We start from the raw sequence: 26,971 nt of genomic DNA, 5'->3' as shown, positions 1-26,971 counted from the left end.
AAACCGGGACATTTTCGATCAATTTAAATCGTCCGCGATGATGGCTTTCAATACTTGGGAGTTCAGTATGAAGAAGATGCTTGCCGCTTTGCTTGCTGGCTCTTTGCTGTGTTTCAACGGCTCCGCAGCCTATGCCGACCCGCCAATGTCGGCCTTTTATGATGGCGTCATGAAAATGGCGCCTCAGGGAAAGCTGGGCCAAGTCATTGCGAAAGAGCAAATCGCGACCTCGCTGAAGGGTGCGCAGGCATGGAAAATTGCCTACATTTCATCTGATGTGGCGGGGCGAAAAACGATTGCCACGGGGTTGATCATTGCACCTGTGGGGGCTGCGCCGAAGGAAGGCAGGCCGATTATGTCCTGGGCGCACGGCACGACCGGATCGGCACAAAACTGCGGGCCATCGCAGATCATTGAACCGACGCGCGCACTCAATCAGTATTTTATGACCGACGGGAATTCCTGGACTGACTTCGGCATCCCCAATGGCCAGGAGTTTATCGATCAGGGCTATGTTGTTGTGGCAACTGACTACCAAGGCCTGGGTGGCGGTGGAAATCATCAATATGCCGTGGCTCAAACCAACGGCAGGGATGTCATCAACGCGGCCCGGGCAGCAAGCTCGATGACCGAAACCGGCGCCGGCAAGAAGACCATCATTTACGGTTGGTCGCAGGGCGGCGGCGCCACAATCGCAGCTGCCAGCCTGCCGGACTATCAGGCGCTTCAGGGCACGGCTGCAGATAACCTGCAGTATCTTGGATTCGTGGCGCTGGCGCCGGAAGATGTGGCAGCGATGCTGCCGACCATGCCGACCGATGAGGCGAGCGCGGCCAAGCTGATGAACGGCTTCACGCAGGCAAACGTCCCCAATGTGGTCCTGTTTGCGCATTATGTGATGGGTCTTTGGGGTACGCAGGCAGCCTATCCCCACCTCAAGCTGACCGATGTGCTGACCGATGAAGGCGCCAAGGCCACAGACAATCTATCCAGAAACAAGTGCATCCATGTGCTCGCCGACACTTTCAACTATGCCTATGGCGATCAATACAAATCGCTCTTGAAACCCGAACCTGGCAACGCCTTGGCATGGGTAAAGGCGTTTGTTGATGGCAGCGTGAAGCCTGTGAAGCCGGTGGCGCCTGTCGTCATTTATTGGGGTACCAAGGACACTGCCGTGCCGCCCATTATGCATGAGCTTTATCAAAAGCAAATGTGCGCCATGGGTGCGAATGTCGGGAGAAACCAGCTGCCCGGTGCGCAAACGCACTTTACGACGCCCGGCGTTTCAGCGCCCATGTATCTTGAATGGGTCAAGGACCGCGTTGCTGGCAAGCCGTTGGCGAATGGGTGCCCTCAAAGCTAGCACCTGATTAGCGGAGTCCGAGTTAAAGCCCTGATGCCAGCAAGGCACGCAGGACCGGCGCTACAGGCCATCCGGTCAAAGCCGTCCGCCGCGCGATAGCCAATAGGCTGCCGCAACCGCCAAGGCGGCGCAGACGATGACGCGCCACCAACCAACGCGCGCCAGCCCCGTGCCGCCGGCATCGAACGCCTGATAGCCGGTCACCATCGCGCGCGTCAGATTGTGGCGCTTGAAGACCTGGTGGTAGGCGATTGCCAGCACATGCAGCGCTACCAGCGCCAACAGCAGGTTGAAGCTCGCCGCGTGAATCTTGGCGGCGGTGCGGCCTTGATCGAAATCGAGCAGATACGACAGTGGCCCCGATTCCATGCCGTCGACATCGACGCTGAACATCCCCGTCGTCACCTGCGTCACCAGCACCAGCAGCAGCGCCAGCACGCTCCAGCCGCCGAGCGGGTTGTGTCCGGGCCGCGCCGCCAACTGCCCGCGCAAATAGGCACGGATAGCCACCGGTCCGCGCAGGAACTGCGCGAAGCGCGCCGTGTCGCTGCCGACAAAGCCCCACAGGATGCGGAAGACCAGCAGCCCTGTGACCACGAGCCCCGACTTGTAGTGCCAATCCATATGGCTGTTTTCGGCACTCCACCACGAGAACCCGACCAGCCCGGCAATGCCCCAGTGGAACAGCCGCGTCGGCACATCCCAGACATAGCGGCGCAGGTGCGGGTTCGTCATGGCTTAGTTCCTTCCGGCCGGCTGCCCCGCCTCAACGCGGCGGCATGCGGATGCCGCCATCGAGCCGGATCGTCTGCGCGTTGAAATAGCTGTTGCGCACCAGCTCCATCACCAGGCTGCCGAATTCGGGGGGGTTGCCCAGCCGACGCGGGAACGGCACCGAGGCGTTGAGACCGTCCCACATCGCCGGGTTGAAATCCTTGAAGCGCAGCATCGGCGGCGTCGCGAAAATCCCCGGCATGATCGAGTTGACGCGAATGCCTAGCTCCATCAGGTCGCGCGCCATCGGCAGCACCAGCCCGTTGACGCCGGCCTTGGCGGAGCCATAACACACCTGCCCGACCTGCCCGTCCTGCGCCGCGACGCTCGACGTCAGCGTGATGACGCCGCGTTCGCCGTCTTCGAGCGGTTCGAGGCCTGCCATGCCGAGCGCCGAAATCGACGCCATGCGGTAGCTCGCGACCAGAATCCCGTCGACCGAGAAGGCATAGTCTTCGGTCGAAACGCGCTTGAAGCCGCCGGTCGCCTTGTCGCGGCCGACGGTCTTGCCGCCCTTGGCGGTCATCGCGCAATGCACCAGAATGCGTTCCTGGCCGTTGACGGCGCGGGCCTTTTCAAACCCCGCCAGCGCGCTTTCTTCGGACAGGATGTTGACGTTGCAGAACGTCGCGCCGATTTCGTCAGCGACCGCCTGGCCGGCTTCGGCAATGTCGAAGATTGTCACCTTGACGCCGGCGGCGCGCAGCGCCCGCGCCGATGCCTGGCCGAGGCCCGATGCGCCCCCGGTGACGATGGCGGCCGTGTTCGAATCGATTTTCATGGCAGGTCTCCCCGGACGTGTTGTGTTGGTTGTTGTCAGTGCCTGCCATATTCACAACCGGCGCGCCGCCGACAAGCTGGATATCGCCGTGTGCGTTAATCTGTTTGCCGGCACGCCCCGAAAGCTGCGCCCTGACAAACGTTCTTAACGGACTTTCACGCCGCGCCGCCGTCTCCCTCTGGTCCGCGCCGAAAGGCCGGTAAGGTTGACCGCGCTTCACCAATTATGCCCGCACGTGGCGTGCGCTGCCGCCGTTGAACGCTCCACGACCAATGTTGCGGGAGCATGCGTTCATGGCGATTATCAATGCCAACACCGGCAATTTTCAAGCCCAGCTGGGCACGCTCAAGGCGGGCGACACGTTGCAGCTTGCCGCGGGCAACTATGGCGCGGTGCTGCTCGCCAACCTCAATTTTGGCGGTGGCATCACCATCAAGGGCGGCAGCTTCACCAGCATCGCGCTCAGCCGCGTCAGCGGCGTGACGTTCGACGGTGCCACCGTCAGTTTCAAGCCGACCGCGACCAGCGACAGCAATGCCCAAGCCATCCGCATCTGGGACTGCGACCGCGTTACCATCACCAATGCCAAGGTCAGCGGCGGGCTGGCGGTCAACGGCGTCGCGCAAAGCGCCAAACTGCTCGACGCGACGGGCAATGTGCTCGGCCTGCCGGCGGGCAAGGGAATCAACTTCGAAAACTCGCGCGACTGCGCCATCACCAACAGCGACATCAGCCTGTTCCACAAGGGCATCACCTTTACCGGGTCAAACCTGACGATCAGCGGCAACGACATCCACGACCTGCGTACCACGCCGATCAGCGGCTCGGCGACTTCGGGGCTGGTCATCACCGGCAACCACAGCTGGAGCAGTCACCCGTGGAATTTCGGCGGCGCCGGCGACCATGGCGACCGCATTCATATCTGGACCGACAAGACCGCAATCACCGGTGTCGTCATCACCGGCAATCTGCTCGAACAGGGCAGCGGCGATCCGATGCTCGGAATTTACCTCGACGACAATGGCAAGGGACTGGGTTTTCCCGGCGCGGTCATCACCGGCAACACCGTCATCGACGGCACCGGCCAGGGTATGCTGCTCGAAAACGTCAGCGGCACCGTGGCGAACAATACGCTGAGCTGGTCAGGCACCGGCACGGCGGCAAACAATACGCCACGCTTTCAGGTGACCGGCAAATCGCACGACATTGTCTTCACCGGCAACAGCGGCAATGTCGCGATCGTCGCCGGCGCCCGCGACCTGCAGTTCTGGGACCAGCGCGGCAGCTTCACCTATGACACGGCGCTGACCGCCGCCGACCGGCTGAGCATCACGCAGGACGCCACCGTCATCACCAAGGCTGCGAGCTTCGCCATTGATGCGGTCACCGACAATCTGACCTTCGCCGGCACCGGCAACTTCACCGGCACCGGCAACGTGCTGGCCAACGTCATCACCGGTGGTGCCGGCAATGACACGCTGATCGGCAACGGCGGCAACAACATCATCACCGGCGGCAGCGGCAACGACATTCTCAATGGCGGCCTCGGCACCGACACGCTGGCGGGCGGGCTTGGCGACGACACCTACTACGTCAACAACCCGACGCAGCTGGTCGTCGACACCGGCGGCAACGACACCGTCATCGCCGACCGCAGCTATGCCCTCGGCGCGACCATCGAAAACCTGACCTTGTCGGGCAGCAGCACCGGCAACCTGACCGGCAATGCGCTCGACAATGTTCTGCGCGGCAGCAGCGCCGGCAACATCATTGATGGCGGCAGTGGTGCCGACACGATGGTCGGCGGCGGCGGCAATGACACCTACATTGTCGACAACACCGGCGACCGCGTCATCGAGGTCGAAAACGGCATCGATCTCGGCGGCGTCGACACCGTCAAGGCGCTGCTGTCGGCGTATACGCTCTGCGCCGGCGTCGAAAACCTGCTGTACTGGGGTACCGCAGCGTTCACCGGCACCGGCAATGCGCTCGACAACAGCATCGCCGGCGCGGGCGGTGCCGACATGCTCTACGGCCTCGGTGGCAACGATATGCTCAGCGGCGGTGCGGGCAACGATATCCTCGACGGTGGCACCGGTACCGACCGGCTGACCGGCGGCGCCGGCAATGACATCTTCGTCTTCGTCAAAGGCGAGGCAAGCGGCGACAGCATCAGCGACTTTACCGGCAACTGCGCCGCCGCCGGCGACCTGATCCGGCTGATCGGCTGGGGCGCCGGCACCAAGATGGTCCAGGGCACCGGCAGCAACTGGATCATCACCGACGGCATCGACCACAGCACGGCAACCATCGCCATCACCGGCGCCGTCCACGCCAGCGACATACTGTACGGCTGAGCCCGGCCTATTTGCGGCGGTTGGTGAACGCGGCGATGCGCGCGTGCATGTCGGGGCCGACGCCTTCGCTGTGCTCGACTTCCCAGTTCAGCCCGGCGTCGAGCAGGCCGCCATCGGTCGCCTCGAGCAGCCGCTTGTTGGCGCGGTGGCTGAACGGCGAATTGGCAACGATGCGCTTGGCGAGGCTCTCGATCTCGCGCTCGAAGTCGGCGCGCGGCACGGCATATTCCGCCAGCCCGATGCGCACGGCCTCAGTGGCATCGATCATGTCGGCAGTAAACATCAGCCGCTTGGCGGTGGCGGCCCCGACGCGCCGCGGCAACCGCTGGCTCATGCCCCAGATCGGCGTCAGCGCCCATTTGGCGTGCGTATCGCCAAAGCGCGCGTCATCGGAGGCGATAATGAAATCGCACGCCAGCGCGACTTCGAGCGCGCCGGTATAGCAATGCCCGTGCACCGCCGCGACGACAGGCTGCGGCAGCATTTCCAGCATGCGCAGCGTCTCGCTGTGCCAGCCGCGCGACGGCACCTTCTCGCCCTCGGCAATGTCACCCAGGTCGTGCCCGGCGGAAAAGCATTTGCCGGCGCCGCGCAGCACGACGCAGCCGATGGTCGTGTCGGTCGCCAACGCCTCGACATGCGCGCGCAGCTCGGCAAACACCCCGACCGTCAATGAATTGAGCTTGTCGGGCCGGTTGAGTGTCAGTTGCGTCCAGCCGTCAAAATTCTCGCGCTTGACCAGCGGTTCCATCGATCTTCCCCTTGCGCACGCCGTTGCGGCATTGTCATTTATGTCTGCGGCCTGAAGCCCCGGATGATCCGGCAGCCCGAATCAAGCAGGGCATTCGGCACCGCCTGCCCAACTGACTTGCACAATGCGGGTCGTTTTCAAACCGGCTTGACGCCGTGGCGCCCCGAACCGCCACGCCGCCGGCGGGCAGTGGTCATGACATCAAAAAGGGGAAAATGGTGGGCACGGCTGGTATCGAACCAGCGACCCCTGCGATGTCAACACAGTGCTCTACCACTGAGCTACGCGCCCACGCTGCGGGGTCAATAGCCGCAGGCTTGGCGATAAGCAAGCGCAGCGTGGCGCATTTTCCGCACGTGCAGCATTTCACGGGGCTGGCCGCAACGCCGCTTGCTGTTAAGGTGCCAGCACGATGCGCGATTCCACCCCGACCGACGGCTTCACCGTCACCGGCACGCCCGCAACCGCGCTGGTGCTGGCGTCGCCGCATTCGGGGCGCGCCTATCCGCCGGCATTCCTGGCACAGACGCGGCTGCGCGTCGATCAGCTGCGCCGCGCCGAAGACGCCTTTGTCGATACGCTGGTCGGCGCCGCGCCCGACCGCGGCGTGCCGTTGGTCGCGGCGCATTACGGCCGCGCATGGCTCGACCTCAACCGCAGCGCCGATGAACTCGATCCGTCGATGTTCGACGCCCCGCCACCGCCACACCCCGACCAGCATGGAGACCGCGTCCGCGTCGGGCTCGGCATCCTGCCGCGCATCGCCGCGCACGGCCTCGACATCTACACCGGCCCGCTGTCGCTCGCACATGCCCGCGCCCGCATCAGCGCCGTGCACACCCCCTATCACGCGACACTGGCAGCACTGCTCGACGCCGCGCACGCCCGCCACGGCTATGCCGTGCTGATCGACTGCCACTCGATGCCGACGCCGCTGCCCGGTCGCCACGGCACGCCGCAGATCGTGCTCGGCGACCTCCACGGCCGCAGCGCCGCGCCTGCCCTCGTCGCCGCCATCGCCGAACATTTCACCAGCGCCGGGCTGCGTGTCGTGGCCAACGACCCCTATGCCGGCGGCTACACCACCGCCGCGCACGGCGCCCCCGCCACCGGCACCCACGCCGTGCAGATCGAAATCGACCGCGCGCTCTACATGGACACCGCGCGGCTGCGGCCCAACGCCGGCTTCGCGAAGATTACCGCGCTGATGACCGGGCTGATCGACCGGCTGCTGGTGGAGTTGCCGCGGCTGGGGCTGGAGGCGGCGCTGCGCGACGCGGCGGAGTAAGCTTCAAGAGCCTCCGGCGGGCAGGCGTGACGCCTGCACCCGATTGAAGAGCGCCTGACAACCGGGTGCAGGGGCGAGCCCCTGCCGCACTGCGAAAAAAAGGCCACTCCGACAATGCCGGAGTGGCCAGGGTTCAGGGAGAATGACAGCGCCTCGGCGCTATCGAATGACCGGAAGAAAGGGGGGGAACTCCCGGCCACGAACCTCAGATGGGAATGAAGTTGGCGCGCGTCAACGGGTGCGACAAATTATATTGCAACGCGGAATGACAGCCGGAAATCGCGCCCCGGCAGCGGTGCATAATCCTTCAGGAACGACGCCGCACGGCGGATATCCTGGTTGAGGATATTGTCGATCGCGAAGATGAAATAGGTGCCCGGTTTGTCGGTCCACGGCGTCCACGTCAAATTGGCATTGAGCAGCACATAATCGGGCGTCGTCGTTTCGTTATACGCGACGCGGTTTTGTGCCGCGCCATATTCGGCGGTGACTTCGCCGACCCAGCTGTCGTTGGCGATGGTCAACCCACCGCGCAACCGCAGCGGCGGGATCCGCGGCGCCGGGCCGACCGACTTGATTTCGGCGTTGACATAGTCGGCGAGTGCGTTGGCGGTCAGCGTCCAGCTGCCGAACTGCGTCAGCGTCGCATTGCCCTGCACTTCGAAGCCCCAATAGACCGCATTTGCCTGCACAGCCTGAAACACCGGCAGATTGTCGATGATGGCACCGGTCTGGTTTTCATAAATGTAGTTCGAGAAGCTGTCGTAGAACGCCGACGCTTCGATATTATATTTGTCCCCCTTGCCGTGCAGCACCATTTCGGCGCCGTTCGAGCTTTCGATGACGAAGTCGGGGTTGCCGATTTCATAGGCCGCGGTGCCGCCGTGCGGGCCGTTCGCCAGCAGTTCCTCGGCCGACGGCGCACGCTCGGTGTGCGACAGGTCGAGCCCGACGCGCCAATCCTCGCTGCCCAGCGGCACCGATGCACCGACCGACGCCGACAGCGGCGTGAAGTCGCGGTTGAACCCGGTCATCGCTGTCGTGACATGGCTGTTTTCAATGCGCGCCGCGAACTCGGTCTTGATGGCGCCGAACTTGATTTCCTGCAGCACGAACGCGCCGACCTGCGTTGTCGAATTGCGCGGCAGAAAGGCTTCGGCGCCGATGGCATCGAAGTCGCGGGTGATGAACTGGCCGCCGAACGCACCCTTCCAGCCGCCGCGCACCGCCTGCACCAGCTCGACGCGGCCTTCCATCGCCTTGTCGTAGAACGTCGTGCCGATGTTGCCCTGCAGATCCTGTTCGAAATGCGAGTAGTTTGCGTAGCCGTAGCGGAACTTGACCTGCTCGACGAAACTGCCGCCGGTTTCGAACTCGGCGCGCGCATCGAGCCGCGTCTGCTGCATCTGGATGCGCACCGCCTCGCTTTCGACCGCCGGGTCGAGCGAATAGCGGATCGGCACGCCGTAGTTGCTGTTGTAGTGGCTCAGCGCGATGCCGGCGCTGCCGCCTTCGCCGATGTACGCCAGCCCGCCGGCGACATTCCAGGTCTTCGCCGAGCTGTTGGGCAGCACGTCCTTCAGCGCCGCCTGGTCGAACGCGCCATTGGCAATCGCGGTCTGGCGCATCGGTTCGGACAAGACATAGCCGCCGATGTCGAGGTCGCTCGAATTGAGGTAGCTGCCATCGACATGCGCGACGATTTCGGGCGTCAGCGGCACGTCGACGCTGGCGGCGCCGTTGAATTCGTTCGCCGCGGTGCCGTAGCTGCCCAGCGCCTCGATATGCACCGGTTCGTCGGGCACGTGGCGCGGGATGCGCGTGTCGATGACGTTGACGACGCCGCCGATCGCCGACGAACCGTACAGCAGCGACGTCGGGCCATGCAGCACCTCGATGCGCTCGGCGAGCAGCGGGTTGATGACGACCGCGTGATCGACGCTGGTGTTCGACACGTCGAAGCTGCCGATGCCGTCAGTGAGCACGCGGACGCGCTCGCCCTGGAAGCCGCGCAGCACCGGGCGCGAGGCGTTGGGGCCAAAGCTGGTTGCGCTGACGCCCGGCTGGCTGGTCAGCGACTCCCCGATGGTGCCGCGCACTTCACGCGTCAGCACGGTGCCGTCGAGCACCGACACCCCGGTCATCGCGCCGAAACGGTCGCGCGCGAATGGCGCCGTGACGATGATGTCGTCGCTGACCTGCGGGTGCGCATCATCGTGAACGCCGGCATCGGCCTCGGCGGTCTGCGTCGGCGCGGCATCTGCGGCGCGCGCCGGGGCCGCCAGTAGCATCGCGGGCAATAGCGCGGCACCCAGCAGCAAAGTGAACTTCGTACGCAACATGGTCGGTTCCCGGGAATGAAGTGACCACAGGCCTATTTGTTACGTTATATCTTGTCAACGCAGGTGCAGCATAATTGCGATAAATGGGGAGTTTAAGGGCCTCCGGCGGGCAGGGCCGTGGCCCTGCACCCAATTGTTCGGGCGACGCACAAATTCCGGCGCAGATTCATGGGTGCAGGGGCAAGCCCCTGCCCGCCGGAGGCCCTTCTCGTTCCTAGGGCTTGCGCTTCGCACTCACCTTGATCGCCACCGGCACCGCGAAAGCAACATATTCGGCGGTGGCATCCGATTCGAGGCCGATTTTCCACGACCGGCGATCGAGTTTGGCGCTGCCCTGCATGGTGGCGCGGTCGCCGGTGATGGCCAGCGTGAACGGCAGGTCGACCGGCACGGCACGGCCGCGCAGCGTCAGCGTGCCGTGCGCGATATAGCCGGTGGCGGTCTTGGCGATGCTGGTGCTGGTGAAGCGCGCGGTCGGGCCGGACTTGACCGCAAACCAGTCGGATTCGGGGAGTGCGCCGTCGACGGTCGATTCGCCGCTGACGGCGGATGTCAGGTCGATGCTGACGCTGACTCTTGATGCTTCGAGTGCTGCCGGGTCGAACGCGATGTCAGCGGTCCAGCGTTTGAACAGGCCGTGCACCGGCTTGCCGAGCCAGGTTGCGGTGAAGGCGATGGCGCTGGCGCCGGGTTCGACGCTCCAGCTTGGCACCGCCGCCTGCAGCGGCGCGGCAAGCAAGGCCAGGCCGAGCAGCGTGCGGGCGACCCGGCTAGCCACGCTTGCGCACCAGCGGCAGCATCCGCGCCAGCACATCGTCGCGGTCGAAATAATGGTGCTTGAGCGCTGCCGCGACGTGCAGCGCAATCAGCACGATCGCGCCGTAGCCGAGCAATTCATGCGATTCGTGCATCAATCCGCCGAGGGCCTTCGATTGGCCGAGCGGCAGATAGGGCACGTCGAACAGCCCGAAATAGCTGATCGGGAAGCGCTTGGCGCTCGTCGACACCATCGCCCAGCCCGACAGCGGCAGCAGCAGCATCAACGCGTAAAAGCCCAGATGTGTCGCCTTGGCGAGCAGCACTTCGAGCGGCGTCATATGCGCCGGCAGCGCCGGCGCCGGATTTGCCAGCCGCCACAACAGCCGCAGCACCGACAGCCCGATGACGGTCAGCCCGAACGCCTTGTGCAGCTGGATGATCTTGAAGCCGGTCATCTTCATCGCCGGGTCGGCGCTGTCGAGGAAGGTGTCGAGCGCCAGCCCGCCGATGATATTGCCGATGATGATCAGCGCAATCAGCCAATGCAGGGTGATTGCAACGCTCGAGTACCGACTATGGTTCATCATGGTGCCTTATTGAATTCTGCCTCGATCACCAGTTCAACGGTGTCGCTGACGAACTGCGTACCATAGTCCATGCCGAAGTCGGAGCGTTTGAAGCTGCCCTTCGCCGAAATGCCGAACACCGGCAGCTTGGTCATCGGGTGCGCCGGGATGCTGCCGTTGAGCGTTGCCGCCAGCGTGACCGGCTTGGTGACGCCGCGCAGCGTCAGGTTACCGGTGATGTTTGCGGTCTTGGCACCGGTGACGACGATGCCGGTCGACACGAAGGTCACATCGGGATGCGCGGTGCCGTCGAGGAACTTCGGGCTGGTGGCAATCTCTGCGTCGAAGTTGACCTTGTCGGGATAGGGATAGTCGGTGCGCACCGAGGTCGGATCGACCTTGACCTTGAGCGTGCTCTTGCTGACGTCGGCGGCATTCAGATCGACGGTGGCGTCGAATTTCACAAAGCGCGCAGTGTAGTTCGACAGGCCGAAATGCACGACGCGCCAGGTCAGGCTGGCATGCGACGGGTCGAGGACATATTTGCCCGACGGTAGCGCGATCGAAGTGGGGGCGGCGAGTGCCGGTGCGGCGGTCATGCCGCCCAAAGCCGAAAACAATGCCAGACCGATCAGTGCAGCACGCATGTGAATTCTCCCTGTTCCTTATGGATGGAGGGAGACTAGAGCGTGGCCGGGGCATTGCCAACCGCAGACAGCGCAACAGATTGTTGCGGATTCCGCAGGAATAAAGACGCGTGGATGTAGAGTCTGGCGGGCAGCAGCATAGCCGCCACCCGCCGAGACCTCAGGCGTTCAATCAGCCAGCGAGGTTGCGCTGCTTTTCGAACAAGCCGCCGATCTGCGACAGCGAGAACAGGTGCGCGTAGATCAGGCCCATCATGCCCGACTTGACCATCTCGCGGGCCTTGTCGCCGCGGATGTTCATGAACTTGTTTTCGTCGACCATGCGGAAACCGCGATAGACGGCGGGCTCGGCCATGCCGGGCTGGTTGATGGTGACTTCACCGTCCATCAGCAGGTCGAGCTTGTTAAGCTCTTCCATGAACTGGCGGGTGCGGGCGATCGCCTGTTCGAACTGCTCGCAGAACGCCAGGATGCCCTTGGTGGTGTCGGTGGCTTCGCCGCCGTCGAACAGCTTGTTGGCGCCGTCGGCCGAAACGAAGCCCGACGCGTTGTCGAAGCACAGCGTCAGTTCGGTCGCTTCTTCGGTCAGCTTGGCGAGGAAGAACGGATAGCGGCGGACATAGGCCGGGATGTAGGTGTCGGACTGCCACTTGCCGTCCTTGTCGACATACAGGTTGCTGCCTTCCGACAGGCCGACGAGCGCCAGCGGCGCCGAATTGTCGCCCAGCCCGAAGACGATCGGGTAGTGGCGCTGCACCAGCGCGAATTCGTCGACGGTGACGGGGATGGCATGCGTGCCCTGCGCGAAGCCGAGCGTGCCGCCTTCGACAAGGCCGAAACTGCCATGTTCGGTGGACTGCAGGGGTGCGAGAGCGCCGTAGAACAGCGGCAGTTGTGGGGTGGTGGGCGTGGAAGCCATGAGACTAATCTTTCCTGACGAGAGCAAACAACGAAACTGGTAGTCGGAGCAGTCATCGCGAACCACAGGGTTCGCGCCCCAAGGGTCGCCCCCAAGCATGCACAAGGGGCGGGCATTGCTTTAGGCAAGCCAAAGCAACCACGCAAGACCGCTGGACAGCATATTCGCATCCGTTTTGACGGCAGCATGCGGTAACCGTAACAGCGTTGACCATGGCGCCGGTCGCCTGCCATGAACGGGTCATGGCACAATCCGCGCAGGTTCACCCACCGTTCAATCTGGACAGCCCAACCGCTGTCTGGGCGTCGCATCCGGCCGCGCCGTACTGACAACGGGTGGGAGTCAGGCTTTGAAGCAACGGATTCGGTCAGGGAATTGACGCGCGGCCATGCAGCGATTGCACTCCAGTAGCGGAATTGCCCGGATGGCGGCCGGTGGCTTCACCGCCGGCGCCGTCGCGGCGTGCAGTCTCGCCTGGGCTGTCCCGCTGGCCGCAGCGCAGGCACCGGCGTCCGAACCCACGGTATCGGTGCAAATCTATAGCGAAACGATCATTCGCGTTCCGGCAGCGCCCGCCAACGTGTCCCCGGCACGCCCGCGGCCGGCGCCGCCCAAGGCCGGCCGCAAGCGCTGCATCAATGTCGAGCATGTCGCCGGTGCCATCGTCTACGGGGACCAGGCTGTCGAGATGACTCTGTCGAACGGCCAGCGCTGGCGCATGTATCTGGCGCAGGGCTGCCCGACGCTGAGCTTTTACCAGGGCTTCTATTACCGGCGCGCGCAGGCCGGCAAGCTGTGCGCCGGGCGCGACACCGTGATCGCGCGGTCGGGGGGCGAATGCAGCATTGTCAGCATCATGCCGGCCCCCAAAGCCACCCCCAAGCGCCGATAGTAACCGTTGCATTAATAACACGGTTGCGATTCCAAGGCGTTGAATCGGACAAAAAAGTTCAACAGCGCTAGACAAGCCGGTCGAACATTGCTCAAAGAACCCCCGACGCTTTCCGCTAACGTCAAGTGGAACGCGCCAGCGATCGTCAGTTCGATCTTCGCGCCGGGCAACCGGGTCGCGTCGACGCAAGCGGGCGAAGCTGGATGGGCAAAACCTTTGGGGAGAATGAACCATGCGTTCAATCGCTACTACTACACGCGTCGCGCTGGTCGCCGGCGTGTCCATGATCGGCCTGATGGCCTCCACCGGCGCCTGGGCGCAGGTCGAAGGCGATACCGGCAAAGCCACTGCCGCCGCCACGACTGAAAACACCGGCATCGCCGAAATCGTCGTGACCGCCACCCGTACCGCGCAGAACCTGCAGTCGGTCCCGGTTGCCGTGTCGGCCTTCACCGGTGCGACGTTGCAGGAACAGCAGATCACCAACACCTCGAAGCTGATCCAGTCGATCCCCAACACGACCTTCACCAAGGGTAACTTCACCGGCGCCAACCTGACCATCCGCGGCATCGGCGCCCCGGTGGTTTCGGGTTCGGGCGACACCGGCGTCGGCATCCACGTCAACGACATGCCGATCGTTGCGCCGCGACTGTTCGAAACCGAATTCTACGACATGCAGCGCATCGAAGTGCTGCGCGGCCCGCAGGGCACGCTGTTCGGCCGTAACGCTACCGCCGGTGTGATGAACCTCATCCCCAACAAGGCGAGCACCAAGGGCCTCGAAGCCTTCGGCGAATTCGAATACGGCAACTACAACTCGATCAAAGTCACCGGCATGTTCAACTATGCCGTCAACGACAAGCTCGCGTTCCGCGTCGCCGGTCTCTACGTCAACCGCGACGGCTACATCACCAACCTGTGGGATGACCAGCAGATCGACGGTCGCAACAGCTACGCGATCCGCGGCTCGATCCACTATCAGCCGACCGACGCGCTGACCATCGACTTGATGGGTAGCTACTTCAATGAAGATTCGGATCGCATGCGCATCCAGAAGCAGCTCTGCATCCGCGACGCGACGGCGGTTCTGGGCTGCCAGCCGAACGGCCTGGCCACGCAGCACACCAACGGCAACTCGACGCTCGGCTCGATCCTGACCAGCCAGGAATTCCTGCGTATCGCAGCGCCTGGCCTCGGCGCAGCAATCCCCGGCCTGGCGTTCGGCAGCATCTATAACCCGAACGATCCGTTCTCGGGCGTGCCGATCCCGGCCGACCCTTGGGAAACCAACACGCTGTACAAGCCGACGTACAACTCGAACGAACTCATCCTGATGGGTAACATCGAATATGCGTTCGAAAAGGGTACGCTGAGCATCATCGGCGGCTACGACCAGAACATGGTCGACTCGCGTGAAGACTACAGCCTGACCGTCGCCAACGTTCAGACCACGATCCCGACCAACATCGCGACGTTGAACGCCGCTTTCCCGGGTCAGGGCAAGGCGTCGCTCAACTTCAACGGCACCAACATGTGCACGTCGGAAGCCAACACCAACTTCGTCGGCTACATCGGCGGCCAGAACTACAGCTGCGCATTCGACCGCCCGCTGCAGTATGACCGCTCGACGGCCTACACCCACCAGTGGTCGATCGAAGCGCACTTCGAATCGAAGCTGGACGGCATGTTCAACTTCCTGCTCGGCGCTAACTACCTGTCGTTCAACAGCAGCGGTGACTATTTCGTTGTCGCCTCGACGCTCGACTATGCCGCGACGCTGCTCGGCGCTGCCGGCCCCGGGCCGGGCGGTCTGGCGTCGCCGTATTTCGACAGCCGCGTCGAAAACTACGACCTGACGACCTACGCCTTCTTCGGCGAGGCCTATCTGCAGTTCAAGGACAACCTGAAGCTGACCGGCGGTCTGCGCTGGACCAGCACCACCAAGGACGTCCAGGACTATCAGCCGCAGCCGCTGTATAACTACGGCTTCACCGCGGGCGGCACGCAGGCTGTCGCAGCCAGCAAGCGTCAGTTCCGCTTCGCCACCGTCGACGAGAGCGAATGGACGGGCCGCGTCGTCCTCGAATGGACACCGACGCTCAACTTCACCGACTCGACGATGTTCTATGCGTCGTACTCGCGCGGCTACAAGTCGGGCGGTATCAACCCGTCGTTTGACCCGTCGGTCGTCGCCGGTGCGAAGGTCGCCTATGACCCCGAGTTCATCAACGCGTATGAAATCGGTATGAAGAACCGTCTGCTCGATGGCACGTTGCAGGCCAACCTGACCGGCTTCTACTACGACTATCAGGGCCTGCAGGTCAGCCGCATCATCGCGCGCTCGTCGTTCAACGATAACTCGAACGCGACGATCTACGGTCTCGAAGCCGAATTCGTCATGCAGCCGGTTCCGGCACTGCAGTTCACTGCAGCTGTCAGCTACCTGCACACGTCGATCAAGGACCTCAGCCTGTCGGACTCGCGTGATCCGAGCGCCGGCCGCAACGATGTCGTCATCGTTAAGGACATCACCAACGCTTCGAACTGCGCTGTCATCCCGACGGTCGTCGGTGGTCCGCGTGGCGACGCGCTGGTCAACGGCCTGAATGCTGCGGTTGGTCTGAAGCCGGTCACCCCGATCGGTGGTACCAACACCGTCGGCGCCTTCTCGATCTGCTCGGCACTCGCCAACAGCATCAAGGCAAACAAGCTGCCGTACCAGATCATCACTGCGCCGAACGGCTCGGTGTCGATGCCTGACGGTGTGCCGGTCAACCTCGATGGTAACCAGCTTGCCCAGTCGCCCGAATTCAAGATGGCGCTGGGTGCCCAGTACAACTTCGATGTCAACGAATCGATGGGCGGTTACTTCCAGATCAACTACAACTTCACCGGCAACCAGTACGGCCGCAACTACAACACCTTCGCTGACCGGATCGACTCCTACGGCATCCTCAATGCCCAGGTGCAGCTCAACGGCGGCAACGGCAAGTGGTACATCCGCGGCTTCGTCCAGAACATCATGGACACCACGGCTGTCACCGGTATGTACCTGACCGACGCTTCGTCGGGCCTGTTCACCAACGTCTTCACCGTCGACCCGCGTCGTTACGGTGCGGCCATCGGCTTCCACTTCAACTAAGCGTCGAAGTCGGAAATAAATCTGCGGGCGGGGAGAAATCCCCGCCCGTTTTTTGTGTGCCAAAGGGCCTCCGGCGGGCAGGGCCTTGGCCCTGCACCCAATTTTGGTAAGAGTGCCAATGCGACTGACGTTGCGGCATGTTGAACCGGCCCGTCTTATGGGTGCAGGGCCAAGACCCTGCCCGCCGGAGGCCCTTCACCCCATTTCGCCCCAAGCGCTGTTTTCTTGACTTTTCGCGCATTTGCAGCGCAATGCAGCGCCAAGCGCGCGTGACCTTCACCCGCGCATTCCAAGGATGTTCATGAGCTTCGAAGCCCTGGGCCTTTCAGAGGACCTGCTGCGCGCGGTCAATGATAGCGGCTACAACGAACCGACCCCGATCCAGCGCCAGGCGATCCCGCCGGTGCTGATGGGCAAGGACATCATTGGCGTGGCCCAGACCGGCACCGGCAAGACCGCCTCCTTCGTGCTGCCGATGATCGACATTCTCGCCGAAGGCCGCTCGCGCGCCCGCATGCCGCGTTCGCTGATTCTGGAACCGACGCGCGAACTGGCGCAGCAGGTTTCGGAGAATTTCGACAAATACGGCAAGTATCACAAGCTGACGATGGCGCTCCTCATCGGCGGCGTGTCGATGGGCGACCAGATGGCGGCGCTCGAAAAGGGTGTCGACGTGCTGATCGCCACCCCCGGCCGGCTGATGGACCTGTTCGGCCGCGGCAAGATCATGCTCAACATGTGCAGCCTGCTGGTCATCGACGAAGCCGACCGCATGCTCGACATGGGCTTCATCCCCGATATCGAGGAAATCTGCACCAAGCTGCCGAGCCCGCGCCAGACGTTGCTGTTTTCGGCAACGATGCCAGGGCCGATCAAGAAGCTCGCCGACCGGTTCATGACCGACCCGCGCGTCATCGAAGTCGCACGTCCGGCCGAATCGAATGCGCTGATCACCCAGCTCGTCGTCGAAGTGTCCCCGCGCGGCAAGCGCGAAGCGCTGCGCAGCTTGCTCCGCGCCCCCGAGCTCAAGAACGCCATCATCTTCTGCAACCGCAAGAAGGACGTGCGCGAGCTGTACGACACGCTCAAGCGCGCCGGTTTCAAGGCCGGCCAGATCCACGGCGACATGGACCAGTCCGACCGCATCCGCGAGCTCGACCGCTTCAAGAGCGACGAAATCACCATTCTCGTCGCCTCCGACGTCGCGGCGCGCGGCCTCGACGTGCCGGGTGTGACCCACGTATTCAACTATGACGTGCCGCACCACGCCGACGACTACGTCCACCGCATCGGCCGTACCGGTCGCGCCGGCCGCACCGGCACCGCCTATACGTTGGTGACCCCCGCCGACGCCGACAACCTCGCCGAAGTCGAAAAGCTCATCAAGCACGCCATCCGGCGCTACACAGGCAGCGAAGCCGCCGTTGTCGCTGACGAGGCAGCCCCTGAAGCTGCCGAAGTTGCTGCTGCAGAACCCGACGCCGGCGAACGCCCTGCCCGTGGCCCGCGCCGTCGCGGCCGTGGCGGCAAGGGCCGCGCTGCTGCAGAAGTCGTCACCGCTGAAGCTGCAGAAGTCGCAGAAGCTCCCGTCGAAGCCCCCGCAGCCGAGCAGCCCGTCGAAGCGCCGCGTGCCGCACGCCAGCGCGAAGAGCGCCCCCGCGAGGAGCGTCCGCGTGAGGAACGCCCCCGTGAGGAGCGTCCGCGCAACGATCGTGGCCGCGACAACCGCGGTCGCGACGACCGCGGCCGTGGCCGCAACGACCGCGACGATGCGCCGTCAAACGAAGTCGGCTTCGGCGCCGAAGGCATGCCGGCGTTCATGACGGTCAAGGCGCGCATCTAACACTGATTGGTTGACGCAAACGTCAACCAGTGCTGGCATTCGCGATAACTATCGCGCTAAGGTAACCCGAGACTCGAACTTGGGGAGCCAACCATGAGCTACGAACACATTCTTTTCACCGAAGTTGACGGCGTCGCGACGCTGACCATCAACCGCCCGCAGGTGCTCAACGCCCTGCACACCGGCGTCATCGCCGAAATGATCCACGCCGTCGACCGCGTCCGCGACGAAGGCACCGCACGCGTACTGCTGCTGACCTCGACCGGCCGCGCCTTCTGCAGCGGCGCCGACCTGTCGGGCGGCGGCGCCGGTGGCGGCGAGGAGAGCAAGCTGCCGCGCAGCGCACCCGACGCCGGCAAGGTGCTCGAAACGCACTTCAACCCGCTGATGGAGCGACTGTTCTCGCTGCCCGTGCCGTTCATCACCGCCGTCAACGGCGCTGCCGCCGGCGCCGGCTGCTCGTACGCGCTCGCCGGTGACATCGTCATCGCCGCCAAGTCGGCCTATTTCCTGCAAGCCTTCGTCAACATCGGCCTCGTCCCCGACGTCGGCTCGACTTGGCTGCTGCCGCGCCTCGCCGGCAAGGCCCGCGCCCAGGCGATGATGATGCTCGGTGAGCGCATCAAGGCCGAAACCGCCGCCGACTGGGGCATGATCTACCAGGTCGTCGATGACGAAGCGCTGATGGACACCGCCAACGCGCTCGCCGCCAAGCTCGCCAAGGGCCCGACGCAGTCCTACGCACTCATCCGCGCCGGCATCCGCGCCTGCATGGACGTGACGCTCACCGAAGGCCTGATGGTCGAGCGCCACAACCAGCTCAAGGCCGGCCGCACCGCCGACTTTGCCGAGGGCGTGACGGCGTTCCTGCAGAAGCGGCCGGCGGTTTTCACCGGCAAGTAAGACGGAAGAGCCTCCGGCGGGCAGGCCTGAGGCCTGCACCCGATTGAAGAGCGCCAAATAGTTGGGTGCAGGGCCTGCGGCCCTGCCCGCCGGAGGCTCTACACCCGTAAAGACTGACCACATTGGCGCTCAACGTGCGCCGTATTGCGCCCTGAAATCATTGGCGAATTTGGTCAATTCGCCTGCTGCGATCGCGGCACGCAAACCGGCCATCAATTGCTGGTAGAACCACACATTATGCTCGGTCATCAGCATCGCGCCGAGGATTTCGCTGCTTTTGATCAGGTGGTGGATATAGGCGCGGCTGTTGGTCTTGCACACCGGACAGGCGCATGTGGCGTCGAGCGGCGCCTCGTCTTCGGCAAAGCGCGCGTTGCGCAGGTTGATCGGGCCGGCATGGGTGAACGCCTGCCCCGTCCGGCCTGACCGCGTCGGCAGCACGCAGTCGAACATGTCGATGCCGCGTTCGACGGCGCCGACGATATCGTCGGGCTTGCCGACGCCCATCAGGTAGCGCGGCCGGTCGGCGGGCAGCTGGCCCGGCGCATAGTCGAGCACGCTGAACATCGCCGCCTGCCCCTCGCCCACCGCCAGCCCGCCGATGGCATAGCCGTCAAAGCCGATGTCGATCAGTTTGGCCGCCGAAACCGCGCGCAAATCCTCGAATGTCGACCCCTGCTGGATACCGAACAGCGCTGACCGTGATGCATGGTCGATACCACTGTCAAAACCATCGCGCGACCGCTGCGCCCAGCGCATCGATCGCAGCATGCTGCTTTCAGCCTGTACGCGCGTAGCCGGATACGGCGTGCATTCGTCGAACGCCATGACGATGTCCGATCCGAGCAGCCGCTGGATCTCCATGCTGCGTTCGGGCGTGATCAGATGCTTCGAGCCATCGAGGTGCGAGGCAAACGTCACGCCGTCCTCGGTCAGCTTCGATAGCGCGCCGAGGCTCATCACCTGGAAGCCGCCGCTATCGGTCAGGATCGGCCGCTCCCACCCCATGAACTTGTGCAGCCCGCCCAGTCGCGCAATGCGCTCGGCAGTCGGTCGCAGCATCAGGTGGTAGGTGTTGCCCAGGATGATCTCGGCGCCGCTGGCCCGCACCTCGGCCGGCCGCATCGCCTTGACGGTGGCTGCCGTCCCCACCGGCATGAACGCCGGCGTGCGGATATCGCCGCGCTGCATGCGGATGACCCCGGTGCGCGCGGCACCATCGGTGGCGTGGATGTTGAAGTCGAAACGCGTCATGGCGAGCCGTCTAGCGGCGAAACGCCGCCACGAACAGGGGCAGTTGCGGTCTCACAACCATGCTGCAAGCTGCAGCCATCTCGCGCGCTTGGCGGCCAGCGGCATCGCAGCATGTGCCGGGCTCGACGACGGCAACGCCACCACCGCAATGCCGGCGGCAGCCACCGCGGGCGCGCCGAGCTTGAATGCCGCTGCGCCATTGAAGCCGACACCGCGCAACGCCGGCAATGACCCGGCCAGTGCCGCGAGGTCATTGGGCTGATGGTCGCGAATGGCGCTGTCGAGGCTGCCGACACGCGATGCCGAGGCGACGACGTCCCAAAGCCCGATATGGTGGCGAGCCAATGCGGCAAGCCGATCGGGATAAGCCATCGCCGCAAGCTCAACGCCGATCACCGCCCCGACCAGCGCCCAGAACTGGTTGCGCGGGTGCGCATAATATTGCTGGCGCGCCAGTGACTCGCGTCCGGGCAGGCTGCCGACAATCAGCAGCCGCGTGCCGGGATCGACGTGTGGCGCAAACGACGCCGACCACGTCACGGCAGCAGCAAACTCGCGTCGCCGTAGCTGTAGAAGCGATAGTCGTTGGCCACCGCGTGCGCGTAAGCCGCCTTCATCGTGTCGAGCCCCATCAGCGCGCTGACCAGCATGAACAGCGTCGATTTGGGCAGGTGGAAGTTGGTGAGCAGCCCGTCGACGACCGCGAAGCGGAACCCCGGCGTGATGAAGATGCGCGTGTCGGCGCTGAAGGCTTGCACGCCTTCGGGGGTCCAGGCGCTTTCGAGCAGCCGTGCCGACGTCGTGCCGACCGCGATGACGCGGCGGCCTTCGTCCTTGGCGGCGCGAATGGCGGCGGCCGTGGCGGCGTCGATCTGGCCCCATTCGGCGTGCATCATGTGCTGGTCGGTGTCATCGACCTTGACCGGCTGGAATGTGCCGGCGCCGACGTGCAACGTCACGGTGCGGCGCTCGATGCCCGCCGCATCAAGCGCGGCCAATAGCTCGGGCGTGAAATGCAGCCCGGCGGTCGGCGCCGCGACCGCACCGAGCTTGTCGCCGAATACCGTCTGGTAATCATCGAGGTCCTGTGCATCGACATTGCGCTTCGACGAAATATACGGCGGCAACGGCATCTGCCCCGCTGCCATCAGCGCTTCCTCGATCGGCAGCGCACTTTCGAAATGCCACAATATGCTGCCGTCGCGCGGGTCGCGCGCTTCGGCAACGCCGGTCAAGCCATGGCCGAAATCGACGCGATCATCGGGCTTCAGGCGCTTGGCGTTCTTGACAAAGCTCCACCAGCGCCGCGGCTCGATACGCTTGTGCAGCGTCACGCGGATCTTGGCGTTGAACTTCATCCCCGCCAGCTGTGCAGGCAGCACGCGGGTATCGTTAAACACCAGCAGGTCGCCGGCGCGCAGCAGCTTCGGCAGGTCGGCGAACATCTTGTCGGCAAGGCCGCCCTGCGTCACCATCAGCAACCGCGACGCGTCGCGCGGTGACACCGGCCGCAGCGCTATGCGCTCGGTTGGCAGGTCAAAATCGAAATCGGAAACGCGCAACGGGCCTGCCTATTTCTTCGGCGGCGTTGCAGCAGCCGGAGGTGCTGCGGGCTTCTGGGGCGTTTCGAACAGCGACGGAATGCCAAGCTTGGCGGCGCTGGGAATCGTCGACTGCGGCGCCGGCGGCGGCTTATGGTCGGATGCCATCGATGCCTGGATGATTTTCGACGGGTCGGCCGGCGGCTCGCCCGGCGCAATCTTGTCGACGAACTCCATGCCGCCGGTGACGCGGCCGAAGATCGTGTAGTTGTGATCGAGCTTCATCGTCGGCAACAGGATGATGAAGAACTGGCTGTTGGCGCTGTCCTTTTCCTGCGCGCGTGCCATCGAAACGGCGCCACGGACATGCGGCAGATCGCTGAATTCAGGCTTCAGATTGGGCAGCTTCGAACCACCGGTGCCGGTGCCCGTCGGGTCGCCGCCCTGCGCCATAAAGCCTTCGATGACGCGGTGGAACACCGTGCCATTGTAGAAGCCTTCGCGCGTCAGCGTCTTGATGCGCGCCACGTGTTCGGGCGCCACATCGGGGCGCAGCACGATGGTAACGCGGCCGCCCGTCGACAGGTCGAGCAGCCAGGTGTTGTCGAGGTCGGACGCCGCCGGCACCGCAGCCGGCACCGGCGCCGTTTCGGCGGCCTTCGCCTTGGCGGCCTTTTCGACAGCAGCGGTTGCGGCGGGCGAAATCGGCGCCTCTTCCTTGCCACGGCTTTGCGCCAGCAGCGGGGCGGACAACAGCGGTGCCACCAGCACGCCGGCCACGGCCAGCCACAGTGCCGGAATTCGCCTGGTCATCACTACTCTCCGCAAATCGAGCCAATTTGTGTCAATGCCAGCTTGTAGCTGTCACGGCGCTGAACGTCACGCACTGTTGCGTGCCGCCGGCTCAATCGTGCTGCAAACCTCAGCCGCGCGGTGTCCGCATCTCGACGACACGCGCCACAACCTCATCGGCGATGCGCGGCGGCACGAACTTGCGGATATCGCCGTCGTACAGCGCGATTTCCTTGACCAGCTTCGACGCGATCGGCTGCAGCGCGACATCGGCCATCAGGAACAGCTGCTCGATATCGTCATTGAGTGCGCGATTCATCCCCGTCATCTGGAACTCATACTCGAAGTCGCCCGCACCGCGCAGCCCGCGCACGATGACCGTCGCGCCCAGCCGTTCGGCGAACGACATCAGCAGTTCATCGAATTCGACGACTTCGACACCCGGCAGATCGGCGACTTCGCGGCCCACCTGCGCCTTGCGCTCGGCGAGTGTGAACATCGGTGACTTCGACGGGTTGGTCGCCACGCCGATGACCAGCCGGTCGACCAGCCGTGCGCCGCGCCGGATGATGTCCATATGGCCCAAAGTCAGCGGGTCAAACGTCCCCGGATAGACCCCAATGCGCATTGCCATTGCCAAACCCCTGTTCGAAATTTTTAGCGGTCGCGCTCGATCGCGAAGCGCGCGATGGCGCGCAGCAGGTCCGCTTCGGCGCCGAAGCTGTGCAGATGGCCGATCGCCTGATCGATCAGCATTTCGGCCTGCGTGCGGGCGCGCTCGACACCGAGCAGCGACACGAACGTCGCCTTGCCCGCTGCCGCATCCTTCTGCACCGCCTTGCCGGTTTTCGCCGAGCTGCCTTCGACATCGAGCAGGTCGTCGGCAATCTGGAACGCCAGCCCCAGGTCGTGCGCATAGCCGCGCAGCTTGGTGCGCTGGGCGTCACCGACGCGGCCCATGATCGCCCCGGCATCGAGGCAGAAGCTGATCAGCGCGCCGGTCTTGAGCTGTTGCAGGCGCGTGGTTGCGGCGAGGTCGAAAACCTGGCTTTCCGCCGCCAGATCCATCATCTGACCGCCGGCCATGCCGCTCGGGCCGCTGGCGCGGGCCAGTTCGAGCACCAGTTCGGAACGCACGAACGGGTCTTCGTGGGTGGCTTCGTCGGCGAGCACTTCGAACGCCAGCGCGTGCAGCGAATCGCCCGCCAGCACCGCGGTCGCTTCGTCGAATGCCTTGTGCACCGTCGGCTTGCCGCGGCGCAGATCGTCATCGTCCATGCATGGCAGATCGTCGTGGATGAGGCTGTAGCAATGCACCGCCTCGATCGCGATGGCGACGCGCAGTGCGCGTTCGCGGTCGACATGGAACAGGTCGCACGCCGCAACCACGAGCAATGGCCGCATGCGCTTGCCGCCGCCGATGACGGCGTGGCGCATCGCTTCGAACAGCCGGCGGCGCCCGTCATCGGGCAGCGGCAGCAACCGGTCGAAACGCTGATCGATCGCCGTGCCAATGGCATCGAGCGCGGGCTTTAGGCTGAGTGAGGCGTGCACGCGATCCTGATCCGACATCATGCGTCAAAGGGCTTGGTGGCAACCGGCGCGCCGTCGGCGCCGAGCTGGATGGCTTCGATACGCGCCGTCGCACCGGCGAGCTTGTCCTCGCAATGCTTCTTGAGCGCCTGGCCTTCGGTGTAGATGGCAATCGATTCCTCAAGGCTGGCGTCGCCCGCCTCGAGCTTGTGGACGATGGCTTCGAGCCGCGCCAACGCGGCTTCGAAACTCAGGTTGGCGAGTGGGTCGGGTGCGTCGCTCATCAAAAATGCCGGTTCGCCTGTACGGGGTCCAAAGTCGAAGATAGTCGGGCGGTTGTGGACGGGCCGGTGTTTACGGTCAAGACTTGTTGACCGCCAATCGCGGCGAGCCGACGCCGCAGACCGCTGGCACGGCGCCCGTCGGCGGTCACTGCATGACCAGGAAGCCGAATGCGCCACCGCCGATCACCAGCAGCGCCGGATTGACCTTGAAGCGCAGCAATATGATCAGCACCACCGTCGCCACCGTGGCGGTCAGCGTGCCGGTCACGGCGCCCTTGGCCATCGTCAGCCCGCCCGCCAGCAACAGCCCGATCGACACCGGTGCCAGGCCCTTCTGGATCGACGTGCGCCACGGCCAGCTTTCGAGGCGCTTCCATACCGCAGCGACGCCGTAGGCAAGCACCGCCGTCGGTCCGAAGAACGCGGCGAGCACAACCAGCGCCCCGGCCAGCCCGCCGGCCCATTGGCCGATCGCGACGATCATCATCATGTTCGGCCCCGGCGCCAGCTGGCCGACCGAATAGAGGTGGATGAGCTGCTTGTCGGTCAGCCAGCCGTGGACGTGGACCGCTTGGTCCTGAAGCTCGGGAAACGCCGCCATGCCGCCGCCGACGGTGAGCAGCGACAGATAGGAAAATACCCGGGCGAGTGCCGGAATTTCGCTCATGGCGTTGGCGCTTTCGGCCTGTGCCACAGGATCGCCGCCGCGCCGACGCCGAGCAGCGCCACCGGCACCGAGACATGAAAGCCCATCACCGCGACGACGGTCACCACGACGAAGATGAAATCGGCGCTGCTATCGAGCGACTTCTTGCCGAGCTGCACCACCGTCGACAGGATCAGCCCGACGGCGGCGGCGGCCACACCCTTGAGCGCACCGGTCACCGCCGCATGGTCGCCATGCTGGCGGTAGAAAATCCCGACGATATACATCAGCAGCGCACCAGGCAGGCACATCGCGACAATCGCCACCAGAGCGCCGAGCGGCCCGCGCAGTTTCTGCCCGACCAGCACCGCCATGTTGGTGGCGTTGAGCCCCGGCAACGACTGGCAGATCGACAGCATCTCGACGAATTCGCGGTCGTCGAGCCAGCCGGTGCGCGTCACCAGCCCGCCGCGCAGATAGGGCACGACACCGCCGAAGCTGGTGCCGCCGATGATCAGGAATTCGATGAAGATGCGCAGCAGCGTCACCGGCACGGGCGCGGCGGCCGGCGGAACAGCAGCGTCGCTCATTCGTGGCTGGCGGGCGGATTGCCGCGCAGACGGTAAACCATCGCGGTCTTGGTGACGCCGAATGCGAGCCATTCCTCGACGGCATGCTGCAACGACACGTAGAATTCCACGACACGCTTGCGCTGTTCGGTGGCCACAGCTTCCTTGCGGTCGAACTTCATCTGGAACGAAAATTCGCCGACCAGCGACTTGTGCTCGCCGCGCGTCCGCCACAGGCTGATGTCGGTCTTGGCGGTGCGGCCACCGCCGAAATCGAGGATGCCGAGCGGCAACATGATTTCCTCGACAATACCTTCGTTGACCAGGCTGACATGGCTTTCCTTGGGCAATTTGAGCTTCGCCAGCGCCGGAAACGCATGGTTCAGCGCCACTGCGGTGGTCCGCTCCGCGCTATGCCACTGGCTCTGGCCGAACTGGCAGTTGTGCGAATAAAGCAACCGGTAGCCGCCGGGTCCTTCCTTGCGCGGCAGCATCTCGGCCTTGAACTTGATTTCGTAATTGCCCTCGATCTTCGGGCGCATGTCGACCTTCATCGCGGTCGCTTCGTCGGTGTGGCGGAACTTGCCGACGAGTTCGGGGTCGCCAGTGGCGAAGCCGTCGACATAGGCGATGCGTCGCCGCAGGATGAAGGCGGCATTGTAGAGGCGGAAATCGGGTGTGTCGTAAAAGGTGATTTCGCGGATTTCGGGGCGCTCGGGCGCCTTGGGGTTGGGCGTGTAGCCGACGCCACTCGCCTTGGCGACTTTCGCCACCAGCCGGTCGAACTGCCGGAACGCCTTCACCGAGGTGAAGCGGTCAGGCTTGAGGATGAGCTTGGCCTCGAGAAACTGTATCTGGTCGAACGGCGTGCCGTCATTGTACGCGCCGATGACCGGCGGCGTCGGCACCGGCAGATCGGCCTTTGCCGCCTTGTCGTGCTTGTGCGACTTGGTCTTCTTCTTCGACATCACGGCTCCCCGGCTGGCGCCAAGGCTAATGCGCGCAGGTCTTTGGCGCAACGC

The 26,971-nt window shown here is 64.3% G+C and carries 25 protein-coding genes and 1 tRNA gene; 7 read left to right on the top strand and 19 right to left on the bottom strand.

The window, feature by feature from the left end; genetic code table 11:
* Positions 1-67 precede the first annotated feature (67 nt).
* The gene (locus tag EUV02_RS00565; protein ID WP_135244294.1) at positions 68-1,366 is read left to right on the top strand and encodes a lipase family protein; all 1,299 of its coding nucleotides are present in this window, start codon (positions 68-70) and stop codon (positions 1,364-1,366) included.
* 75 nt (positions 1,367-1,441) lie between these two features.
* Here the strand turns inward: EUV02_RS00565 and EUV02_RS00560 are convergent, their stop codons facing one another.
* Entirely contained in the window at positions 1,442-2,101 is a 660-nt protein-coding gene (locus EUV02_RS00560) for a cytochrome b/b6 domain-containing protein (RefSeq protein WP_135244293.1), read from the bottom strand.
* Positions 2,102-2,132: 31 nt separating this feature from the next.
* Complete coding sequence (locus tag EUV02_RS00555) at positions 2,133-2,921, bottom strand: SDR family oxidoreductase (protein WP_135244292.1); 789 nt, start codon at positions 2,919-2,921, stop codon at positions 2,133-2,135.
* Between the two features lie 293 nt (positions 2,922-3,214).
* Here EUV02_RS00555 and EUV02_RS00550 point away from each other — a divergent pair, with 293 nt between their 5' ends.
* The gene (locus EUV02_RS00550) at positions 3,215-5,278 is read left to right on the top strand and encodes a right-handed parallel beta-helix repeat-containing protein (RefSeq protein WP_166430443.1); all 2,064 of its coding nucleotides are present in this window, start codon (positions 3,215-3,217) and stop codon (positions 5,276-5,278) included.
* Positions 5,279-5,285: 7 nt separating this feature from the next.
* Here the strand turns inward: EUV02_RS00550 and EUV02_RS00545 are convergent, their stop codons facing one another.
* Positions 5,286-6,029 (bottom strand): enoyl-CoA hydratase/isomerase family protein, encoded by a 744-nt coding sequence (locus tag EUV02_RS00545; protein WP_135244290.1) that lies wholly within the window; start codon positions 6,027-6,029, stop codon positions 5,286-5,288.
* Between the two features lie 216 nt (positions 6,030-6,245).
* A tRNA-Val gene (locus EUV02_RS00540) sits at positions 6,246-6,320 on the bottom strand.
* Between the two features lie 121 nt (positions 6,321-6,441).
* On the opposite strand from EUV02_RS00540, the gene EUV02_RS00535 reads away from it, so the two are divergent.
* Positions 6,442-7,317, top strand: coding sequence for an N-formylglutamate amidohydrolase (locus EUV02_RS00535; RefSeq protein WP_135244289.1), 876 nt, complete (start codon positions 6,442-6,444; stop codon positions 7,315-7,317).
* A gap of 248 nt (positions 7,318-7,565) precedes the next feature.
* Here the strand turns inward: EUV02_RS00535 and EUV02_RS00530 are convergent, their stop codons facing one another.
* From EUV02_RS00530 to EUV02_RS00510, 5 genes are all read right to left on the bottom strand, one after another.
* Positions 7,566-9,659, bottom strand: a complete 2,094-nt coding sequence (locus EUV02_RS00530; protein ID WP_135244288.1) for a TonB-dependent receptor — start codon at positions 9,657-9,659, stop codon at positions 7,566-7,568.
* Positions 9,660-9,873: 214 nt separating this feature from the next.
* Positions 9,874-10,437: a YceI family protein gene (locus tag EUV02_RS00525; RefSeq protein WP_166430442.1), complete on the bottom strand. Its 564-nt coding sequence runs from the start codon at positions 10,435-10,437 to the stop codon at positions 9,874-9,876.
* Entirely contained in the window at positions 10,430-11,005 is a 576-nt protein-coding gene (locus EUV02_RS00520; RefSeq protein WP_207790074.1) for a cytochrome b, read from the bottom strand. The genes EUV02_RS00525 and EUV02_RS00520 overlap by 8 nt, the downstream gene beginning before the upstream one ends.
* Positions 11,002-11,631: a YceI family protein gene (locus tag EUV02_RS00515; protein WP_207790073.1), complete on the bottom strand. Its 630-nt coding sequence runs from the start codon at positions 11,629-11,631 to the stop codon at positions 11,002-11,004. Before EUV02_RS00515 ends, EUV02_RS00520 begins: the two co-directional genes overlap by 4 nt.
* A gap of 172 nt (positions 11,632-11,803) precedes the next feature.
* The gene (locus EUV02_RS00510) at positions 11,804-12,550 is read right to left on the bottom strand and encodes a SapC family protein (RefSeq protein WP_135244286.1); all 747 of its coding nucleotides are present in this window, start codon (positions 12,548-12,550) and stop codon (positions 11,804-11,806) included.
* A gap of 424 nt (positions 12,551-12,974) precedes the next feature.
* On the opposite strand from EUV02_RS00510, the gene EUV02_RS00505 reads away from it, so the two are divergent.
* From EUV02_RS00505 to EUV02_RS00490, 4 genes are all read left to right on the top strand, one after another.
* A complete protein-coding gene (locus tag EUV02_RS00505) occupies positions 12,975-13,442 on the top strand; it encodes a hypothetical protein (RefSeq protein ID WP_135244285.1) in 468 nt (155 codons plus the stop codon).
* A gap of 232 nt (positions 13,443-13,674) precedes the next feature.
* Positions 13,675-16,584 (top strand): TonB-dependent receptor, encoded by a 2,910-nt coding sequence (locus tag EUV02_RS00500; RefSeq protein ID WP_135244284.1) that lies wholly within the window; start codon positions 13,675-13,677, stop codon positions 16,582-16,584.
* 301 nt (positions 16,585-16,885) lie between these two features.
* On the top strand, positions 16,886-18,427 hold the full coding sequence (locus EUV02_RS00495; protein ID WP_135244283.1) for a DEAD/DEAH box helicase: 1,542 nt from the start codon (positions 16,886-16,888) through the stop codon (positions 18,425-18,427).
* Between the two features lie 93 nt (positions 18,428-18,520).
* A complete protein-coding gene (locus tag EUV02_RS00490; RefSeq protein WP_135244282.1) occupies positions 18,521-19,330 on the top strand; it encodes an enoyl-CoA hydratase-related protein in 810 nt (269 codons plus the stop codon).
* A gap of 129 nt (positions 19,331-19,459) precedes the next feature.
* On the opposite strand, the gene tgt is transcribed toward EUV02_RS00490, so the two are convergent.
* From tgt to EUV02_RS00440, 10 genes are all read right to left on the bottom strand, one after another.
* A complete protein-coding gene (gene tgt, locus EUV02_RS00485) occupies positions 19,460-20,584 on the bottom strand; it encodes a tRNA guanosine(34) transglycosylase Tgt (protein WP_135244281.1) in 1,125 nt (374 codons plus the stop codon).
* 51 nt (positions 20,585-20,635) lie between these two features.
* A complete protein-coding gene (locus EUV02_RS00480; protein ID WP_135244280.1) occupies positions 20,636-21,124 on the bottom strand; it encodes a DNA-deoxyinosine glycosylase in 489 nt (162 codons plus the stop codon).
* Complete coding sequence (queA, locus tag EUV02_RS00475) at positions 21,121-22,146, bottom strand: tRNA preQ1(34) S-adenosylmethionine ribosyltransferase-isomerase QueA (protein ID WP_135244279.1); 1,026 nt, start codon at positions 22,144-22,146, stop codon at positions 21,121-21,123. Before queA ends, EUV02_RS00480 begins: the two co-directional genes overlap by 4 nt.
* A gap of 9 nt (positions 22,147-22,155) precedes the next feature.
* Positions 22,156-22,938 carry a peptidylprolyl isomerase gene (locus EUV02_RS00470; protein ID WP_135244278.1) on the bottom strand — a complete coding sequence of 261 codons (783 nt, stop codon included), beginning with the start codon at positions 22,936-22,938 and terminating at the stop codon, positions 22,156-22,158.
* Positions 22,939-23,047: 109 nt separating this feature from the next.
* On the bottom strand, positions 23,048-23,545 hold the full coding sequence (gene coaD / locus EUV02_RS00465) for a pantetheine-phosphate adenylyltransferase (protein WP_135245308.1): 498 nt from the start codon (positions 23,543-23,545) through the stop codon (positions 23,048-23,050).
* Positions 23,546-23,574: 29 nt separating this feature from the next.
* Positions 23,575-24,492, bottom strand: a complete 918-nt coding sequence (locus tag EUV02_RS00460) for a polyprenyl synthetase family protein (protein WP_424022164.1) — start codon at positions 24,490-24,492, stop codon at positions 23,575-23,577.
* Positions 24,489-24,734, bottom strand: coding sequence for an exodeoxyribonuclease VII small subunit (locus EUV02_RS00455; RefSeq protein WP_135244277.1), 246 nt, complete (start codon positions 24,732-24,734; stop codon positions 24,489-24,491). Before EUV02_RS00455 ends, EUV02_RS00460 begins: the two co-directional genes overlap by 4 nt.
* A 145-nt stretch (positions 24,735-24,879) precedes the next feature.
* Positions 24,880-25,401, bottom strand: coding sequence for a chromate transporter (locus EUV02_RS00450; RefSeq protein ID WP_135244276.1), 522 nt, complete (start codon positions 25,399-25,401; stop codon positions 24,880-24,882).
* A complete protein-coding gene (locus EUV02_RS00445; RefSeq protein ID WP_166430441.1) occupies positions 25,398-25,970 on the bottom strand; it encodes a chromate transporter in 573 nt (190 codons plus the stop codon). Before EUV02_RS00445 ends, EUV02_RS00450 begins: the two co-directional genes overlap by 4 nt.
* Positions 25,967-26,917 carry a hypothetical protein gene (locus tag EUV02_RS00440; RefSeq protein ID WP_135244274.1) on the bottom strand — a complete coding sequence of 317 codons (951 nt, stop codon included), beginning with the start codon at positions 26,915-26,917 and terminating at the stop codon, positions 25,967-25,969. The genes EUV02_RS00445 and EUV02_RS00440 overlap by 4 nt, the downstream gene beginning before the upstream one ends.
* Positions 26,918-26,971: the final 54 nt, after the last annotated feature.

It is taken from the genome of Glacieibacterium arshaanense, from assembly GCF_004681125.1.
In the GTDB taxonomy this organism is placed as follows: domain Bacteria; phylum Pseudomonadota; class Alphaproteobacteria; order Sphingomonadales; family Sphingomonadaceae; genus Polymorphobacter_A; species Polymorphobacter_A arshaanense.
The sequence above is the reverse complement of the archived record's forward strand: the minus strand, read 5'-3'. Positions and strand labels throughout refer to the sequence as shown.